Consider the following 15,010-nt stretch of genomic DNA (forward strand, 5'->3'; position numbering starts at 1 on the left):
GCTCCCACAAGGGTTGAGCATCCTCACTTAACTGGCGGACCTTACCCCGGCGCGGGCTTTTGTTTGCCTGCCTTTTGTCGGCACCAATAAAAACGGCACCCGAAGGTGCCGTTATTTGCAGCGCTTTGCACAATCAGCCGTGCAAGGTTTCAGCTGCGTACAAGGTGTTTTCCAGCAGGCAGGCGCGAGTCATCGGGCCTACGCCGCCCGGCACCGGGGTGATCCAGCCGGCGCGGGGCAGGGCGGTCTCGTAAACCACGTCGCCCACCAGCTTGCCGTCAGCCTGGCGGTTGATACCTACGTCGATCACGATGGCGCCTTCCTTGATCCACTCGCCCTTGACCAGGCCCGGCTTGCCGGCAGCGACCACCACCAGATCAGCACGGCCAACGTGGCCGGCCAGATCCTTGGTGAAGCGGTGGGTCACGGTCACGGTGCAGCCAGCTAGTAGCAATTCCATGGCCATCGGGCGGCCAACAATGTTGGAAGCGCCGACAATCACTGCGTCCATCCCGTACAGGTCCTGGCCGGTGCTTTCCAGCAGGGCCATGATGCCTTTAGGGGTGCATGGACGCAGCAGCGGGATACGCTGGGCCAGGCGGCCGACGTTATAAGGGTGGAAACCGTCGACGTCTTTGTCCGGGCGAATGCGTTCCAGCAGTTTGGAGGCGTCCAGATGGGCGGGTAATGGCAGTTGCAGCAGGATGCCGTCGATGTTCGCGTCGTCGTTAAGACGGTCGATCAGGTCGGTCAGGTCCTGTTGGGTAGTGTCAGAAGACAGGTCATAGGCTTGGGAAATAAAGCCTACCTCTTCGCAGTCTTTACGCTTGTGCGAAACATAAACCTGGGAAGCAGGATCGCTGCCGACCAGAATCACGGCCAGACCAGGGGTGCGCAGGCCTTGCTCGTGACGCTCGGCGACACGTTTGGCAATCTGCTTGCGCAGGCTGGCGGCGATCGCTTTACCGTCGATTAGTTGTGCAGTCATTACGCGTGATTAACCATCGTAAAGGGTGGAAAAAGGACGTGCATTCTCGCATGTCGTGACGCGAGGGCAAAGGCGCCTGGTCTGTTTATTGCCCTAACTCCTTTATATTTCTAAACTTTTTTTAAAAAACAGTTGACGACTTCCGGGCTCACCTATAACATTCGTCGCACTTGTCGGGCACAGCCTAGCACTGGTTAAGAAGGTAGAGCGAAGTTGTTGTCCAGCTTGGTGATACTGAAAGCACTTGGTTTGTAGTCGTCAAAGAATACAGGCTAACAATGCGCCCGTAGCTCAGCTGGATAGAGCATCCGCCTTCTAAGCGGATGGTCGCAGGTTCGAGTCCTGCCGGGTGCGCCATTAGGCAGCTTTGGCACAAGTAAAGCAGTACAGGCAATATGGTGGGCGTAGCTCAGTTGGTAGAGCACGGGATTGTGACTCCCGTTGTCGAGGGTTCGATCCCCTTCGTCCACCCCATATTTAGAAAGCCGCCAGATTAAACATCTGGCGTCTTTGCTTCAAAAGTTTGAAATGCGGATGTGGTGGAATTGGTAGACACACTGGATTTAGGTTCCAGCGCCGAAAGGTGTGAGAGTTCGAGTCTCTCCGTCCGCACCAAACATGGTTTCGCACAGTCTCGCTGACTTTCGCGAAACCCTTGAAATAGCCCGCCTTGAGCGGGTTTTTTCTTTTGTGGCGTTTCGCTTTCTTTCGCCACCTTCCCAATATTTTTAGTACATTAGCCAGTCCATCGGTAATTCGAGCACTATGGTGATGTACTAATGCCCCTCACTGACACCGCTGTCAGGCAAGCCAAGCCCCGTGACAAAGACTTTACGCTGAGTGATCTCGACGGCCTTTCGCTGTTCGTGGCTGCCAACGGCAAGAAGTCCTGGCACTTCCGATTTAGCTGGCATGGCAAACAACCGCGCATCTCCCTTGGCACATATCCCGAAATTACCCTCCGTGAAGCCCGCGAACTGCGGGATCAGGCGCGTGCGCTCGTTGCAAAAGGCATTGATCCGCGGCTAGAGCGCAAGCAGGCCCGGCACGCTGCTGGTGCCGAGGTCGAGAACACCTTCGAAGTTGTGGCCAACAAATGGTACGACTTCAAGTCTCCACGCCTGGTGGCTGCTGTGAAGGGTGGAGCGGCGCAATCGCGTAGGTATTTGGACAAAGACCTGATACCGATGCTGGGCAAAATCCCCATCAGCCAAATCAAGCGTGCCGATGTACTAGCGGCAGTACATCGCGTTGAAAAGCGTGGCGCGCTGAATGTGGCTGAGAAGTGCCGCACCTGGCTGAATCAGATTTTTCGCTACGCCATAGCGCAGGGCCTGATCGAGACCAACCCTGCGGCAGATATCGATATTGTTGCCGCCGTGCAGCCGCCAGCGAAACACAACCCTTTCCTGAAACGCTCGGAACTCAAACCGTTCCTACTGGACCTGCGCAATTTCAAAGGTTCGGTATTCACTATGCATGCGATCCGGCTGTTGCTGCTGACAGGCGTTCGGACGGGTGAGCTGAGAGCGGCAACGCCAGATCAGTTCGATCTGGACGCCGCGCTGTGGACAGTGCCGGCTGACAACGTTAAGCAGTTGCGCAGCCGGGTTAGAACAGAGGGGGATGTTATACCGCCGTATCTGGTGCCACTGTCGCGGCAGGCGGTAGAGGTGGTGCGTGCATTGAAAGGCATGACCGGTGAGCACTGTCGGTTGTTGTTGCCCGGGAGGAATCACCCGAACACACCGATGAGCGAGAACACGGTAAATAGCGCTATCAAAAAAATTGGATATGAAGGCCGACTGACCGGGCACGGAATACGCGCCACGCTTTCAACGGCCTTAAATGAGATGGGATACAAAGAGGACTGGATCGAGGCTCAGCTGTCCCACGCGGGAGATAACAAAGTGCGCAAGACGTACAACCATGCGGAGTACGTGGAACAGCGGAGAGTGATGATGCAGGAGTGGGCTGACTTTCTCGATGCGACCGAGGCCGCCGATTAAGCGCGGTGCTCACGTGCCGCCATTTGGTCATTGGCCCACTGCAACACCTCGGCTTTAACCCAGCGCACTGAGCGTGTGCCGAGGTGCACCTTTTTCGGGAAGGCGCCTTTATTCACCATGTCGTAGATCTTCGTGGTCTTGAAGCCGGTAATCTTGATCACCTCGGGCAGCGCGATCAGTTCGGTTGGTTGGGTGTTTTGAGTGTTCATAGAGTTACCTCGCCGTGCCGGTTACGGCTGGTGCGTTTGAAATTAGGGGGGGGATACTGCGGGGTCTTGAAGCTGGTTACAGCGGTTTGTTAATTTTGGCTAGACCAGCTACGGCCTGGCTATAAATGTCCTTGATCTGATCCCACGGTATGATGTGCCGCTGCTCATACTCGCCTTCGCCGTCGCAGAACTCACAGCCTTCCAAAGGATCTTCCAGATCGCGGCACTCAGGGCACTCGGTCGTGACCTCAAGCTGGAACTCACCAAGCAGCAGCGCCTTGGCGCCATTCTCCGCAGTCAGCCTTCTAGGCATTATGCAGTACCCCTCCGGCACCTCCGCTACCTGCGCGGGCTGCTCGGCAGGCCTGTTTCGCATGCACGCAGCACGCCAGCCAGCGTGATACCCGCGCAACTCAATGGTGCTCATATGGCTGAATTCTTCACTACCAGGCATAACCGGCTCGCCCTGGTGCTGTGCGGCTGGCTTATCGAATGCTCCCGACTGCATCAGCTCCAGCAAGCGATCAGCGCCGATTTCATCGGTGTCACCCCAGCAATGATCGTCGCCAACTGGCTGAAGGCATTGAGCGTCGTCTTCTGTTAGCTCGCCCGAACTGCCAATCCAGCCGCACTTGATGCACTCGGAGACGTAGTACATGCCCACAAGCGGCTCAGTGCCCAGCTTGCGGTGCTTGATTTGATTGTTCATATTTTCTCCCGTGCGCGCCGCTCAACCGCTTCGGCTTGGCGCAACTTGCTGCATTTAGTGTGGTTGCCGTGGGCGCGTGACTTGTCGCATTTGTCGCATATGGTTTGCAGATCCAGCCTCTGGATCGGGATGCCGCGCTTTTGGACGGTTCGGCGGAGGGCGGTCATAAGTGATCCTTTATCGGGTCATGCCCGGCGGGCAGTTAGCGTTTTAGGTAAGTTTTGGTCAGCTTGCCGTTGACGGCATGACCACGCTTGAGCACGACACGCCCCAGTGTGGCCCGGTCTTTTTCGCTATGGCTGGCTTGGCTCAGCAGGCCGAAGTAACTGTTGGCGGTCTCGCGCAGATCCTCGGCAGGCGCATTAGCTGTCCGCTTGAGTGCCTGAGCCACTGCCCGCTTGCGAGTGGTGCGCCGCCACGGCTTGATCACATGCCCGACAAAATCGACGCCGCGATCAACCGGCTGCAGGATGGTTTTCGTTGGATTGAGTCGAGCCCCTAGCGTTAATAGGAACTTCTCGACTTCTGCGTGCCAGACATTGAGCTGCTGCGGTGACTCGTGCAGAAACACAAAGTCATCAACGTAGCGGATGTAATGCCTTGCCCTCAGGCGATGCTTGGCGAATTGATCCAAAGCGTCCAGGTACACATTGGCGAAGAACTGAGAGGACAGGTTGCCAATGGGCAGCCCGAGGTGCGCAGGCTGCGCGGTCAGGCGCTTGTGTTGCGGCACCCTGCCAAACAGGTGGCTTGGGCTTCTTGTTTCAAAGTTCTCTCGCGGGTCGTGCATTAAAATCTGCTCAGCCAAGGCAAGCCACCAAGGCTCATTTATCTTTTCGGCCAGTTGTCGGCGCAGCACCTGCTTGTCGATGGCCACAAAGAAGTTGGCCAAGTCGCACTTTAGGTAGAAAAGCGGTTTTGACCAGTTCTCACTGGCGCCCCTGATCTTTGATTCAAGACGCTTTGCAGCGTAAAGCGTGCCGCGTCCCGGAATGCACGCGCAACTATCAGCGATGAAGCTGGCATAGAAGCGGGGAGCAACATGGTTGTACAGCAGGTGATGTACGACTCGATCCCGAAAGGCTGCTGCCCATACTTCGCGGGCTTTCGGGCGGGTGACTACAAAACATATCGAGCGGCCAGGCTGGTATGTGCCAGCGATCAGGTCGTCGTGTAGCTGGATCAGGTTTTGTTCCAGGTTCACTTCGAAAGCCAAAGCGCTGTCGCTGTTGCGCTTTGATCGTCGGCAGTCGTAATAAGCCTGCACCAGATCCTCGAACTGGTAGGGACCAACAGTCGAATCTGCGGACGGGGCGGACACGGAGCTCGTTGTTCTTGTCGTTGTTGTTCTGATTGCCATCATCGAAGTTCATGTTGAATGCGTTGTTGGCGGAGCGCTGCGACCTATCGTGCTATCTAAGTCGCCAAGCCGAAGGCAATGCCGATCAGCGAGGAAACAGCGCGAGACCAGCCCGGACGCTTTAGACCGGCGGTATCTCCGATGCGCATGGCGGTGACCCAGAGGTCAGCGGCACGACCAGATTCAAAATCGCACAGACCTGAAAGCCGTAACTCTCAGATGGCGGGCGCGGTTGGGGTAGAGCGTTTCCAAGCATTGGCTTGTTTGCCAATGGAGGAGGTGAGCAGGATAGTTTTTGATTGCTGCTCTGGGCTGATGAACCGGCTTTCGGTGCATAGCCTCATGACCAGATCTACCTGGTGCACTTTCTCCAGAAGTAGCTCCAGATGAGGCCGCTTATCTCTATTTGAGTTTGCCCTGCCAATCAGCGTCAGGATCTCCATGCAATCATCCATAACGCGTTTGCTGATCACTTGCTTTAGGTCTCTTGGGATATTCCGAGTGAGGCCCGTTGCAAGTTTGAACAGGTCCATCGACACTTTGTAGATCTGCAAGTCCGTGTGCATCGCCATGGGCAGAAGCTCCTAACAGCAACCGGCCGCAAGCGGCCGGATTAAATAAGCGAATTAATCAATCAGCAACTCTCTGCGGACGGGGCGGACACGGAGCTCGTAGCTCTTGCCGAAGGTGTCCTGAATGCCATCATCGAAGTACATGAAGAATGCGAGGTTGGCGGAGCGCTGCGAGCTCGACCGGTACCAGGAGCCCATGAAGGCTTCTTCGCCATCGTCCCGGAATGCCGGGATCGCCGTCTGTGCCGGAAACTCTGCGGTGTACAGCAGGCCTACCGGCAAGCTGTTGGGGTTGTCGCCATCGCGGTTCCAGCAGTAGTTTTCCTCGCTGGTTGGCTTGAGGTGGCGATATTGCAGTTCCTGCACGTCGCGGGCCGGGATAGCCCAGTCGGTGTACCCGCTAATCTCAAGCGCCAAAACCTTCTGTGCCAGCTCACTACCGGCGCCGGCCATTGATTCGGTATTGCTGCGGCTGTCGGTAAAACTGCCGGCGCCCTCGATGATCACGCCACGAGCACCCCAGGTGCCTTTCAGTTCGTGAGCCGCACCGGCGGTGATGTTCAGATAGCGCTGGCCGTTCTCAACGGTCACACCTGAGAAGAACCCACCGCCGAAGGCTTGTCCGATGGCAGGGAGAGCAATTACAGGCAATGCTTGAGCTATTGCTGACATGGTGTTTCCTCTTTTTTCAGGCAACAAAAAAGGCGCTTATGCGCCCGGTAGCCGGTCAAGAACGAATGATCAAAGGATTAAATAAACAATCTGCGGACGGGGCGGACACGGAGCTCGCTGAACTTGACGGTGATGACCTGATAGCCATCATCGAAGCCCATGCCGAATGCGATGTTGGCGCAGCGCTGCGAGCTTGACCAGTACCAAGTGTCTTTGGCGAACAGGTCTGGCACGTTCAGCCAGCAGTGGTATAGCTCGGCAGCGGCTGGCAGGTAGAAGTTGTCGTGCCCGTCTGCGGTGTAGGCTGTGGCTGTCTTGGCGGCGGGGTGGTCGTCTTCCATCAGGATCATGGTATTGGCAAAGCCATCACGCTTGCTGTTGGCTTGAGACTCACGCCTACGGCCGCCCCATTCATGGCTGCCAGCATCTTTTGCCGCGACAATCAGGTAGTGCGCGGGCACATCACCGTGAGCGGCTACCAGTCCGCCGTTGAAACCACCCTGGCCGGGCCAGATGGCGCCAAGTTCAGGAACTGTGTGCGGGTAGATCGGCTGAACATTCGCAGCCGGTGGCAGCACCTGGGCAAAGCTGGCTAAGGCAAGCTTTGCCAGTGATGCAGCGGGCATCTTGATCGTGGTGTCGCCGTGCTTGAGGGTGATCATTTCGGGTTTCATTTTTGAATACCTGTATGAGGTCGTTTATTTCGGATCGAAAACGCCAAGCGTCAACGTGGCTGCTTCGCCAATCTGCGCATCAAGCACCGATTTGAATTCCTGTGCGATCTCCTCCCGCTGTACTTCTTCACCTACCCAGCGCAGTTTCAGCATGGGTTGAGCGCCGCTGGTGATGACCGACACGCGCAAGACGATATGGCGCGGGCTCAGCCCTTCGTAGGGCACCACTGAGAAGATCAATGTAGACGGCAAGGTCTCTTTGCTGGTGGCTTCGATCTGGTCCATCGCGCTGCGGCTGGTGCGGGTTTCGCTGATGGCGTGGTCGCTTTCCGATGATGCTTTGATAGTGATGGTGCGCACTGCGGCGATGGCTTTGACGATGCTCATCTGCTGGCCAGCATCATCAGCAGCATTGAGCGAGGCGTTCCAGTCTTCGATCCAGTCGCTAAGCTCTTTCTGCGACATGGATCGCCCTGGTACTGCTTGAACTGCTTTGTAGCCTGCTGAGGCTTTCAGGCAAAGCACTGCGCGATCATCTGCGTGACCAGGTGCAACGTCAGTGCCCAAGTTGAAGATCAGCGTACAGGCCATTTCATCCTGATCGATGAAGCCGCGAGCGCCTTCTGCGGCGCGCTCCTTAACGTAGGCGCTGAAATCAACCAGCGAGTTGGTGGCGAGTACGCCACGGAAACGGCTGCGGCCAATCTGGTATTTTTCCAGATCAACGACTTTTGCCCCTTCGGGCAGGATCGCCGTTGGTGAGTACGTGTTCAGCGACTTTCCGGCCGCCATGAGGGCGGTGTCGGTGACCAGTTGGATGGCTTCTTTGCTAAGGGACATAGTTCAGATCTCTGTAGGACTGGATTAAGTGCGCGGTGTGACTGGGGCCTGATCACGAGTGAACAACTGGTCGTGCTTTTCGGCGAAGAGGGTGATGTTGCCGCCTGTGCCAACGTGCATCGGCGTGTCGAGGCTGGTGTTTTCGCTGCGGGTACCGCGTTTGGTCGGCACTTTGTAGTCGAGCTTGTGCTTGATCTTTACCTGGCTGGATTCGCCGATTTGGCTGAAGTCGAGGGTGATGACAACCTTTCCGGCTTTGCCGTAATCGACCACACCGGCGGCGACTTCGGAGAGGGCGTGGCCGATCTGACTGGCGAACGCGCCGCCGTTCAGCTCTTCAAGGAACGCTGCGGTATCTGTTGCAACTGACATGGTTTTTTCTCCGGGGTGGCGTGGAGTCCGCTGGGCGGCAGGTGGTGTTGAATTTGGCGAAGGCGGCGGTGCGCTGAGGTGGTGGTGCGTTTCAAACGTGGCTGCCGAAGAAGGCGAAAATGGTCAGCATCACGCTGATGCGCAGCGCCCAATCGCGCAGGAAACGGCCGAACTGTTTCACATCGAACTGATCTTTCTTGGCTTCCAACTCGCGAGCATGAGCGGTCGCATTGTTGTGGCCGAAGCGCTCCGTGATGATCTTTCCCGTGGCGCGCTCGATCACTTCAAAGGTGTTGCTGCCCGTCGGCTTGACGATGAAACGCGGAGCCAACGGCGGGGCGATCACGTTTGGCTTCTGGTAGAAGTCGGCAGTGGCTTGGCGTGTGCGTTCGCGCAACCCTTCGAGAATGGCGCGGCGCTGGGAGAAGGTTGGGTGCATGGTCGATCCTCGACAGGGTTACGGGTATTCGTCAGCACTCGGGGCCTGGGATATATGCCGCTGGGCGCGCAGGGGAGTGCTGACGAATAACCGCAGGATTGAAAAGCCCGGTCGAAACCGGGCTGTGAGCTGCTCTACAAACGCCGCCGTATGTAAGAGCGAAGCGTGTAAATCGTGTTAATTGCCCATGGCTGCAAATCCTCCGTTCAGGTGTGCACTGCGGGCGGTAGCGCGGCAGTGGTGTGATGCAGGTGTCCAGCGTCTGCTGGGTTGGCTTCCGCATCGGTCTGTATTCAGGTTGTAAAGTCGGAGTACAGACCGATGCGGCCTGGTGATGGGGGACCAGGCGATCGGGCAGTTTTCGACAGGCTGTCGTGGCGCTGGTTGATACGGTTTAGCCGATCAGCTCGACAGCCTCTGCGCGGCGTATCAGACGCATTTCTGCGAATCGCCGCTCAGTCGGACGGCGGTCGCGGCGGGCCAATTGGTCATCTGTGGCGGTGTGAATGGCGATCAGGCCCGCCAGCAGCAGACACAGCGGTGTGATGATCTGGCGGCGCATGGCTTCGGCGACCAGCGCGCCTTGGCGGTGAACGCCAAGCTTGAACATGGCGTTGGCCAGTCGCTTAACCACGGTGCCCGGCGCAATGCCGAATACCCGGGCGATCTCTTTGGCGGTGAGCCCTTGTGCGACCGACAGAACAAATTGCAGCTCACGCGGCGCAAGGCCACGGCCGAGGTGGCCTTTCCATGCACCATCTACGATTGTCGATTCCATGATGTGTTCTCGGTTGTTTTCCCGTTGCACCCGTTTGCCCAGGTGCAGCGGTGAAAGTGTCCGTGACCCCCCAAGCTCGCTACTGGCGACGGCTTGGGGTTACTGCATCAAGTTGTCCTGGTGCGCTGGGGTAGACCTACCTTTCGGTTGATGCGCGGTCACATCCTCGGTCTCACTGTCCGCTGCCTGTAAGGATGTAGGGCGCAGCCTTCAGGCTTGCCACGCCACGCAGGTGAATCGCTTAAATGTGCATTGGTGCAAATCCTCCATTTCCAAAGGTGGGTTGCTGCACGCCGACTTACCGAGGTCGATACGGCAGCACTCAGGGAGGCTCCAGCCTATGAGTGCGCTAACGACCTTTCCCGTTCGGCGCTGTGTATCGATTAGTTGTTAAAGAGCGTTTGGGTTTCCCTTGGCATCTCTGCCTTTCTGCCGGCATGAACCGGCGATGAGCGAACTATACGAATCCTCATAATTCCAGTCAATACGCTTTCGCATAATTATTTCCAAACGCATAGAAAAGCCCGCTCAATGGCGGGCTAAAGTTTTTTCAAATTGGCTGGTTCAGATGGGGTGTAGCTATCTGAATATTGACTTCGGCATTTTCCCGTCAACGACTGTCCCGACCACAACCCAGGCATCATCCATCGGGATTGTGGGGAAAGATGGATTGAGAGGTTTTAGGTAGTAAGTGCCTGAATCCCTTATGAATTGCTTGAAGGTGGCTTCGTTTGAATCTATCAGTTTGGCAACAACGAACTGACCAGATCGCGGCTCAAACTCCGGCGCAACGAGTATTAAAAAACCTTCGGGAAAAGACGGCCCAACAGGGCTAGTCATTGAGGGCCCCATGACTTTGAGCCAGAACCCGTGCTCGCCAGCCCACACGTCTGACGTGTGGCTTGCACATGCGGAAACATTACACAATTCCATTGCTTCAGACGCAGTCCCGGCCTGTACCCAGCTAATTTCCGGGTAACTAAATGATCTTGAAGGCTGCAAAGCCATTTCTATATTGGCATCGAAGCTTTTGGATTCATCTGCTCCGCCGAACATCAGCCAGTTCGGGGAAACCTTCAGAACTCGGGCTATTTTCTCGATGGTCGGACGCCTTGGGCTGGCACTCTCGCCGGAGAGAATCCGGTTGATCGTAGGCTGTGGGACGTCAGCGCGACGTCCCAGCTCACTCTCGTTCAGTCCCAGCTCAAGCATCTTGGAGCGAAGGCGCTCAGCAATATTCATAAATCACCATACGTTCACGCATTAGTTGAATTGTATTGCGTGGAGCTATCCGTTTTCGTATGATTTATTATGAAAATAATCATAGAGATAGCGCTGTGACCGTTAAATCAATGCTTGCAAGCCTGTTTCAGCTTGGTCTGTCGCAGGCAGAGATCGCCGAAATTTGTGATTCAACTCAGCCAACTATCAGCCGAGCAGCCAATGGAGCAATGGTTCGTTATGAATTAGGAAAAGCGATCGAAGAAATTTACCTGAAAGAAACCAAGGCGCGAGAAGCGAAGCAGGGATAGGTCATTCGCTGTTGAGTTGATTATCTATCCGTTAATGGCAGTTCAGTAGCACCTCGGATTAGCTGGTAATTCATCCAGTGACTAAATCGCAGGCAAAAAAAAGCCGGTGGCTAGACCGGCCTCCCAAGCAACGGACAAAAGGCTGACCAGATGATCCTTTCAATTGAATTTAGAAAATTTGCTCAGCCTGAAGTCTCGGGTGTTTTCTCGGTTAATGCCGCTGCCCAGGTGGTGATGCCGGGGCTTCGTTTTCCACTTTCGCCACGCCTCTTTTCAATACCTCGATCAGCTCTTTCGCTTGCTCAACCGTCACCGCCAGAAGAGGAGTCCCTTGCGCCTCATCTGGTCGTTGGAAAGGTGTCGAAATGAATTTGAATTTGAGCAGCAGCGAGCTCATTGCCGGAACCGTTTGTACTTCCCATTCGGTTATCGGGTTTACCGCTAAATCTTCTGACATGTCCGGCCTCCAAGGCCTTTTCGAGTGGAATCAAAAAGCTACCACAGATGCGCCGGACACCTATAACGCCTGAATCGCAGGCAAAAAAAAGCCGCCGTAGACGGGCGGACTTTTTCACAGCTTTACAACAATTAGCGAGTGTCATTATGAGCATCATTGAGCCATCAGGCAATACCACCCACTTGATGTCACGAACGGCATCAGCGCCACGCGTTATTACATCGACCACCGCACAGGAGGCCTTGTAATGGCCCGCGCACGAAATATCAAACCTGGACTGTTCACCAACGAAGTTCTTGTCGACCTTCCTGCATTTGATCGCCTGCTGTTCATTGGACTGTGGTGTCTGGCGGATCGTGAAGGGCGTCTTGAGGATCGGGTTAAACGAATCAAAATGGAGTTATTTCCCTGTGATAACTACGACATTGACGCAGGGCTAAACAATCTCGCGGCCGCTGGCTTCATTTCGCGTTACTCCTATGAGGGCCATTTGATTATTGAGGTCGTCAACTTCACCAAGCATCAGAGCCCACACGCCACCGAAAAAGACAGCGACCTACCAGACATTAACGGTTATCTAACCGTTTACGAACGGAACGGCAAACTCGCTGTTAAGGGCTCAGACCGCAAGATTCACGTTAAGGAACGGAGCAATACCGTTACCGCACCGTTAGAGCCTGTTACGGCACCGTTAGGTAACGCCCTGATTCCTGATTCCGGATTTACTGATTCACTGATTCCTGAAGAAGATCAACACCACCCTCTCAGCGCGAACGAAGAAACTAAGCCAGCGGGGCCAGAGCAAAAACCAACCCCCGAGAAATCCTCGGCTGTTGGGGAAAATCCAACTGAGGCAAAAATTGCCTTGGTTCAGCCCAGTCCTGAATCAACCCCACAACCTGTCGACCCAAAAGCTCCAGTGGAAATGACCCTGGACTGGGAGCCTGACGCCAATCTCCTGAAAACCTACTGCGTTCACTTTGGCGTATCCGCTGACTTGCTTACCAAGGACTCCATCGCTGCGTTCACGGCCCACCACGAAACCGAGGGCAGCCTGAATACTCAAGCCAAGTGGGTATCTCTGATGGTCAGGTGGGCAAGGGACGACAAGACCCGAGCGAGCAACGTCCGGCAATTCCCCAGCAGGCCTCGTAGCGAAGAGGCCTATGACGACGATGACACCGATTGGATCAATCAGGAGTTTGCGCAATGAATCAAGTTTCAGTGATCGCCACTGGCCTGTGGGCCAAGGTACAAACCGGGCAATTCATTGCTGCCGGTGAAAGCGAAAACGTCCGGCCCGCAGCGGGAGTGTCCGAAGCGACGGCCAAGGTCATCAACGGTCTTTTCCGCGAACTGCGCTCGATCTTTCCCGCCTGGAAGCAAGCGTGGCCGGACATGGCGACCTACAAAGCCGCCAAGCAGCAGTGGATGCAGGGGTTCCTCGAAGCGGGTATTTGCAGCACTGAGCAGCTGCGGTTTGGACTGATGCGAGCGCGTCAGGCTGCCAAGGACTTTGTGCCCAACGTGGGAGTATTTATCGATTGGTGCACGCCAACGGCGGAAATGCTGGGACTGCCGAAGCTGGTCGCTGCTCACCGCGAGGCTTGCCGCAACGCGCACCCGTCGATGGCAGGACAAGCACAATGGTCCCATGACGCGGTGTGGCATACGGCCAAAGAGTGCGGGTTTGAAAATCTCAACCGTCTTGCTCATGACCTGAGCATCAAACTGTTTGAGCGCAATTACACGATCACGGTGCGCCGTGTGCTGGCAGGTCTGCCGTTGCAGAAAATGCCGCTGGCCTTGCCGCCGCGCAGTATCGAGCGCAGCGCCCCTGAGGTTGGCAACAATGCGTTGGCGGCATTGCGCGCCATGCGCTCGGGAGGTGCTGTACATGCCTAACCCCAACCTGGCCCCGGTGGAGCCGAGTGCTTACCGATGGGCCGTTCACTGCTGCGCTCACAAGTTGGATTTGAGTGATATCCCTGACCGCGCCGTAGCCTTGTTTGAGCATGAAAGCGTGGCCCACACCTTTGGCCGCCTGATGTGGCCAACCACTTACGAGGTTGTCGACCGGCAGCCTCAACCGAAAGGTGCCCTGTGAACACCAAAATAAAAACCCTGACCGTGAAACTGTCCGATGCGGAGATTGGGCGCAATGCCAAGCTTGAGCACGTGCGGGATTTGCGTGATGCCGGCCATCCTGCGTTGCATTTTCGGTATGGCAAGAACCGCACCCGAGGCTCCTGGTACTTGGTCAATAAACGCCGTTGGCACCGTATCGGCGCGTTCCCGGACTTGAGCGCCAAGCAGGTGCTGGCTGCGTTGCCCTCTGTGCGCCTGCGGGTTTCGGCTGATGCTGGCTCGGCTATTTCGCAGTGGGCGACCACGGGTGAACTGCTCACCTGGTATGCCGATCGCATGGCCCGTGACCGCAATCTTTCGGCCAAGCGCAAGAATACCGGCGCCTCGGCCATGAAGTGCCATCTGCTGCCGCGCCTGGGCGATCTGCCGTTGGTTGAGGTCAACAAGGCGGCGCTCGACAAGCTGCTGATGTGGCCACTGCAAGAAACCCTCTCAATCGATTACGTGCGTCTGGCGTTCCAGTTGCTGGCCTTGGCATTCCGACAGGCCTTGGCGCTGGCCCTGATCACGTCCAACCCGATGGCGGGCATCAAGTTCAAGGACTTCTCCAAAGCCAAGGTGAGCATCAAGCCGTCTCGTTTGCGCGGTGTGCAGTTGCAGGACTTGCTCGGTGAGTTGGGGCAGGTGATGGATAGCGAACCGGCTGACGCCATGCTGGCCCTGATGATGCTGTGCCACGGCACGCGCATTGGTGAGACCCGGCAAGCGCGCTGGTCTCATATCAATCTGGCAGAGGGTGAGTGGTTCATTCCGGCTGAGCACACCAAGACCGGTGTTGAGCATCACCTGCCGCTGACTGAGCAAGTCCGCGCCTTGTTGATTCAGTACCGCAACACCCAGACCGCCCGCGGCTATGACGGCCAGTACCTGTTCCCGGCGCGCAGTGGCAAGCCGTTAAGTGAAGGGCAGGCCAGTGCCGTGTTTACCCGGCTGGGGAAGGGCGAGTGGACCAGCCACGACCTGCGCAAGGTGGCTCGCACAGCTTGGGCGGACCTCGGCATCGACCACTTGATTGGTGAGCTGCTGATCAACCATGCCATGGGCCACAACGTGCAGGTGTACATCCAGTCGGACGTGATGGGGCGCAAACGTGATGCGTTGGAGAAGTGGCACGCGCATCTAGATCAGAAGGGTTTGAGCCTGATCCACGCACAGACAGGCGTTAGATTCAAAGAATCCGGTAATACGCTGGAGGCCGCTAACGGCGTGGCATGCAGCACCATTCAGAAATCAACCATAGGCGAGGATTAA

General features: G+C 56.3%; 19 protein-coding genes and 3 tRNA genes. 9 read left to right on the forward strand and 13 right to left on the reverse strand.

Annotated features, from left to right (window positions below):
- Window positions 1-133 precede the first annotated feature (133 nt).
- On the reverse strand, window positions 134-988 hold the full coding sequence (folD, locus tag ACZRMH_RS07440; protein WP_464012867.1) for a bifunctional methylenetetrahydrofolate dehydrogenase/methenyltetrahydrofolate cyclohydrolase FolD: 855 nt from the start codon (window positions 986-988) through the stop codon (window positions 134-136).
- A 280-nt stretch (window positions 989-1,268) separates the two neighbouring features.
- On the opposite strand from folD, the gene ACZRMH_RS07445 reads away from it, so the two are divergent.
- The 4 genes from ACZRMH_RS07445 to ACZRMH_RS07460 all read left to right on the forward strand — a co-directional run bounded on the left by ACZRMH_RS07445 (window position 1,269) and on the right by ACZRMH_RS07460 (window position 2,997).
- A tRNA-Arg gene (locus tag ACZRMH_RS07445) sits at window positions 1,269-1,345 on the forward strand.
- Between the two features lie 41 nt (window positions 1,346-1,386).
- Window positions 1,387-1,462 (forward strand) — tRNA-His (locus ACZRMH_RS07450).
- A 56-nt stretch (window positions 1,463-1,518) separates the two neighbouring features.
- Window positions 1,519-1,603 (forward strand) — tRNA-Leu (locus ACZRMH_RS07455).
- Between the two features lie 164 nt (window positions 1,604-1,767).
- Window positions 1,768-2,997: a tyrosine-type recombinase/integrase gene (locus ACZRMH_RS07460; protein WP_464012868.1), complete on the forward strand. Its 1,230-nt coding sequence runs from the start codon at window positions 1,768-1,770 to the stop codon at window positions 2,995-2,997.
- Here ACZRMH_RS07460 and ACZRMH_RS07465 read toward each other — a convergent pair.
- The 11 genes from ACZRMH_RS07465 to ACZRMH_RS07515 form a co-directional block, all read right to left on the reverse strand.
- Window positions 2,994-3,206 carry a helix-turn-helix transcriptional regulator gene (locus ACZRMH_RS07465; protein WP_047276666.1) on the reverse strand — a complete coding sequence of 71 codons (213 nt, stop codon included), beginning with the start codon at window positions 3,204-3,206 and terminating at the stop codon, window positions 2,994-2,996. The two genes, ACZRMH_RS07460 and ACZRMH_RS07465, sit on opposite strands and share 4 nt — an antisense overlap.
- 76 nt (window positions 3,207-3,282) lie before the next feature.
- Window positions 3,283-3,915 (reverse strand): hypothetical protein, encoded by a 633-nt coding sequence (locus ACZRMH_RS07470; protein WP_203321026.1) that lies wholly within the window; start codon window positions 3,913-3,915, stop codon window positions 3,283-3,285.
- Window positions 3,916-4,117: 202 nt separating this feature from the next.
- Complete coding sequence (locus ACZRMH_RS07475) at window positions 4,118-5,278, reverse strand: RNA-directed DNA polymerase (RefSeq protein ID WP_193077179.1); 1,161 nt, start codon at window positions 5,276-5,278, stop codon at window positions 4,118-4,120.
- A 212-nt stretch (window positions 5,279-5,490) separates the two neighbouring features.
- On the reverse strand, window positions 5,491-5,847 hold the full coding sequence (locus ACZRMH_RS07480; protein ID WP_169880703.1) for a four helix bundle protein: 357 nt from the start codon (window positions 5,845-5,847) through the stop codon (window positions 5,491-5,493).
- Window positions 5,848-5,901: 54 nt separating this feature from the next.
- Window positions 5,902-6,519 carry an Lcl C-terminal domain-containing protein gene (locus ACZRMH_RS07485; RefSeq protein ID WP_464012869.1) on the reverse strand — a complete coding sequence of 206 codons (618 nt, stop codon included), beginning with the start codon at window positions 6,517-6,519 and terminating at the stop codon, window positions 5,902-5,904.
- A 77-nt stretch (window positions 6,520-6,596) separates the two neighbouring features.
- A complete protein-coding gene (locus tag ACZRMH_RS07490; RefSeq protein ID WP_464012870.1) occupies window positions 6,597-7,193 on the reverse strand; it encodes an Lcl C-terminal domain-containing protein in 597 nt (198 codons plus the stop codon).
- A 24-nt stretch (window positions 7,194-7,217) separates the two neighbouring features.
- A complete protein-coding gene (locus ACZRMH_RS07495; protein ID WP_464012871.1) occupies window positions 7,218-8,033 on the reverse strand; it encodes a DUF2303 family protein in 816 nt (271 codons plus the stop codon).
- A gap of 24 nt (window positions 8,034-8,057) precedes the next feature.
- Window positions 8,058-8,405 (reverse strand): hypothetical protein, encoded by a 348-nt coding sequence (locus ACZRMH_RS07500; protein WP_048366060.1) that lies wholly within the window; start codon window positions 8,403-8,405, stop codon window positions 8,058-8,060.
- 91 nt (window positions 8,406-8,496) lie between these two features.
- Window positions 8,497-8,844, reverse strand: coding sequence for a hypothetical protein (locus tag ACZRMH_RS07505; protein ID WP_083333366.1), 348 nt, complete (start codon window positions 8,842-8,844; stop codon window positions 8,497-8,499).
- Window positions 8,845-9,238: 394 nt separating this feature from the next.
- Window positions 9,239-9,622, reverse strand: coding sequence for a LuxR C-terminal-related transcriptional regulator (locus ACZRMH_RS07510; RefSeq protein ID WP_409355100.1), 384 nt, complete (start codon window positions 9,620-9,622; stop codon window positions 9,239-9,241).
- A 579-nt stretch (window positions 9,623-10,201) separates the two neighbouring features.
- A complete protein-coding gene (locus tag ACZRMH_RS07515) occupies window positions 10,202-10,864 on the reverse strand; it encodes a LexA family protein (RefSeq protein WP_409354751.1) in 663 nt (220 codons plus the stop codon).
- Window positions 10,865-10,923: 59 nt separating this feature from the next.
- On the opposite strand from ACZRMH_RS07515, the gene ACZRMH_RS07520 reads away from it, so the two are divergent.
- The gene (locus tag ACZRMH_RS07520; RefSeq protein WP_240477740.1) at window positions 10,924-11,154 is read left to right on the forward strand and encodes a hypothetical protein; all 231 of its coding nucleotides are present in this window, start codon (window positions 10,924-10,926) and stop codon (window positions 11,152-11,154) included.
- A 211-nt stretch (window positions 11,155-11,365) separates the two neighbouring features.
- Here the strand turns inward: ACZRMH_RS07520 and ACZRMH_RS07525 are convergent, their stop codons facing one another.
- Complete coding sequence (locus ACZRMH_RS07525) at window positions 11,366-11,611, reverse strand: hypothetical protein (RefSeq protein ID WP_464012872.1); 246 nt, start codon at window positions 11,609-11,611, stop codon at window positions 11,366-11,368.
- A gap of 247 nt (window positions 11,612-11,858) precedes the next feature.
- On the opposite strand from ACZRMH_RS07525, the gene ACZRMH_RS07530 reads away from it, so the two are divergent.
- From ACZRMH_RS07530 to ACZRMH_RS07545, 4 genes are read left to right on the forward strand one after another with little or no spacing between them, the layout of a single operon-like run.
- A complete protein-coding gene (locus ACZRMH_RS07530; RefSeq protein ID WP_047276653.1) occupies window positions 11,859-12,824 on the forward strand; it encodes a DnaT-like ssDNA-binding domain-containing protein in 966 nt (321 codons plus the stop codon).
- On the forward strand, window positions 12,821-13,516 hold the full coding sequence (locus ACZRMH_RS07535) for a replication protein P (protein ID WP_464012873.1): 696 nt from the start codon (window positions 12,821-12,823) through the stop codon (window positions 13,514-13,516). The genes ACZRMH_RS07530 and ACZRMH_RS07535 overlap by 4 nt, the downstream gene beginning before the upstream one ends.
- A complete protein-coding gene (locus tag ACZRMH_RS07540) occupies window positions 13,509-13,718 on the forward strand; it encodes a hypothetical protein (RefSeq protein WP_415915088.1) in 210 nt (69 codons plus the stop codon). Before ACZRMH_RS07535 ends, ACZRMH_RS07540 begins: the two co-directional genes overlap by 8 nt.
- The gene (locus tag ACZRMH_RS07545; protein WP_464012874.1) at window positions 13,715-15,010 is read left to right on the forward strand and encodes a tyrosine-type recombinase/integrase; all 1,296 of its coding nucleotides are present in this window, start codon (window positions 13,715-13,717) and stop codon (window positions 15,008-15,010) included. Before ACZRMH_RS07540 ends, ACZRMH_RS07545 begins: the two co-directional genes overlap by 4 nt.

Source organism: Pseudomonas sp. B414 (assembly GCF_055408445.1).

Excerpts from the sequence above, each read along its gene's own strand:
- ACZRMH_RS07515 (WP_409354751.1), bottom strand. The coding sequence starts at position 10,864 with ATGAATATTGCTGAGCGCCTTCGCTCCAAGATGCTTGAGCTGGGACTG.
- ACZRMH_RS07500 (WP_048366060.1), bottom strand. The coding sequence starts at position 8,405 with ATGTCAGTTGCAACAGATACCGCAGCGTTCCTTGAAGAGCTGAACGGC.
- ACZRMH_RS07485 (WP_464012869.1), bottom strand. The coding sequence starts at position 6,519 with ATGTCAGCAATAGCTCAAGCATTGCCTGTAATTGCTCTCCCTGCCATC.
- ACZRMH_RS07490 (WP_464012870.1), bottom strand. The coding sequence starts at position 7,193 with ATGAAACCCGAAATGATCACCCTCAAGCACGGCGACACCACGATCAAG.
- ACZRMH_RS07525 (WP_464012872.1), bottom strand. The coding sequence starts at position 11,611 with ATGTCAGAAGATTTAGCGGTAAACCCGATAACCGAATGGGAAGTACAA.
- ACZRMH_RS07475 (WP_193077179.1), bottom strand. The coding sequence starts at position 5,278 with ATGATGGCAATCAGAACAACAACGACAAGAACAACGAGCTCCGTGTCC.
- ACZRMH_RS07495 (WP_464012871.1), bottom strand. The coding sequence starts at position 8,033 with ATGTCCCTTAGCAAAGAAGCCATCCAACTGGTCACCGACACCGCCCTC.
- ACZRMH_RS07480 (WP_169880703.1), bottom strand. The coding sequence starts at position 5,847 with ATGGCGATGCACACGGACTTGCAGATCTACAAAGTGTCGATGGACCTG.
- ACZRMH_RS07540 (WP_415915088.1), top strand. The coding sequence starts at position 13,509 with ATGCCTAACCCCAACCTGGCCCCGGTGGAGCCGAGTGCTTACCGATGG.
- ACZRMH_RS07535 (WP_464012873.1), top strand. The coding sequence starts at position 12,821 with ATGAATCAAGTTTCAGTGATCGCCACTGGCCTGTGGGCCAAGGTACAA.
- ACZRMH_RS07505 (WP_083333366.1), bottom strand. The coding sequence starts at position 8,844 with ATGCACCCAACCTTCTCCCAGCGCCGCGCCATTCTCGAAGGGTTGCGC.
- ACZRMH_RS07520 (WP_240477740.1), top strand. The coding sequence starts at position 10,924 with ATGATTTATTATGAAAATAATCATAGAGATAGCGCTGTGACCGTTAAA.
- ACZRMH_RS07530 (WP_047276653.1), top strand. The coding sequence starts at position 11,859 with ATGGCCCGCGCACGAAATATCAAACCTGGACTGTTCACCAACGAAGTT.
- folD (WP_464012867.1), bottom strand. The coding sequence starts at position 988 with ATGACTGCACAACTAATCGACGGTAAAGCGATCGCCGCCAGCCTGCGC.
- ACZRMH_RS07510 (WP_409355100.1), bottom strand. The coding sequence starts at position 9,622 with ATGGAATCGACAATCGTAGATGGTGCATGGAAAGGCCACCTCGGCCGT.
- ACZRMH_RS07465 (WP_047276666.1), bottom strand. The coding sequence starts at position 3,206 with ATGAACACTCAAAACACCCAACCAACCGAACTGATCGCGCTGCCCGAG.
- ACZRMH_RS07460 (WP_464012868.1), top strand. The coding sequence starts at position 1,768 with ATGCCCCTCACTGACACCGCTGTCAGGCAAGCCAAGCCCCGTGACAAA.
- ACZRMH_RS07470 (WP_203321026.1), bottom strand. The coding sequence starts at position 3,915 with ATGAACAATCAAATCAAGCACCGCAAGCTGGGCACTGAGCCGCTTGTG.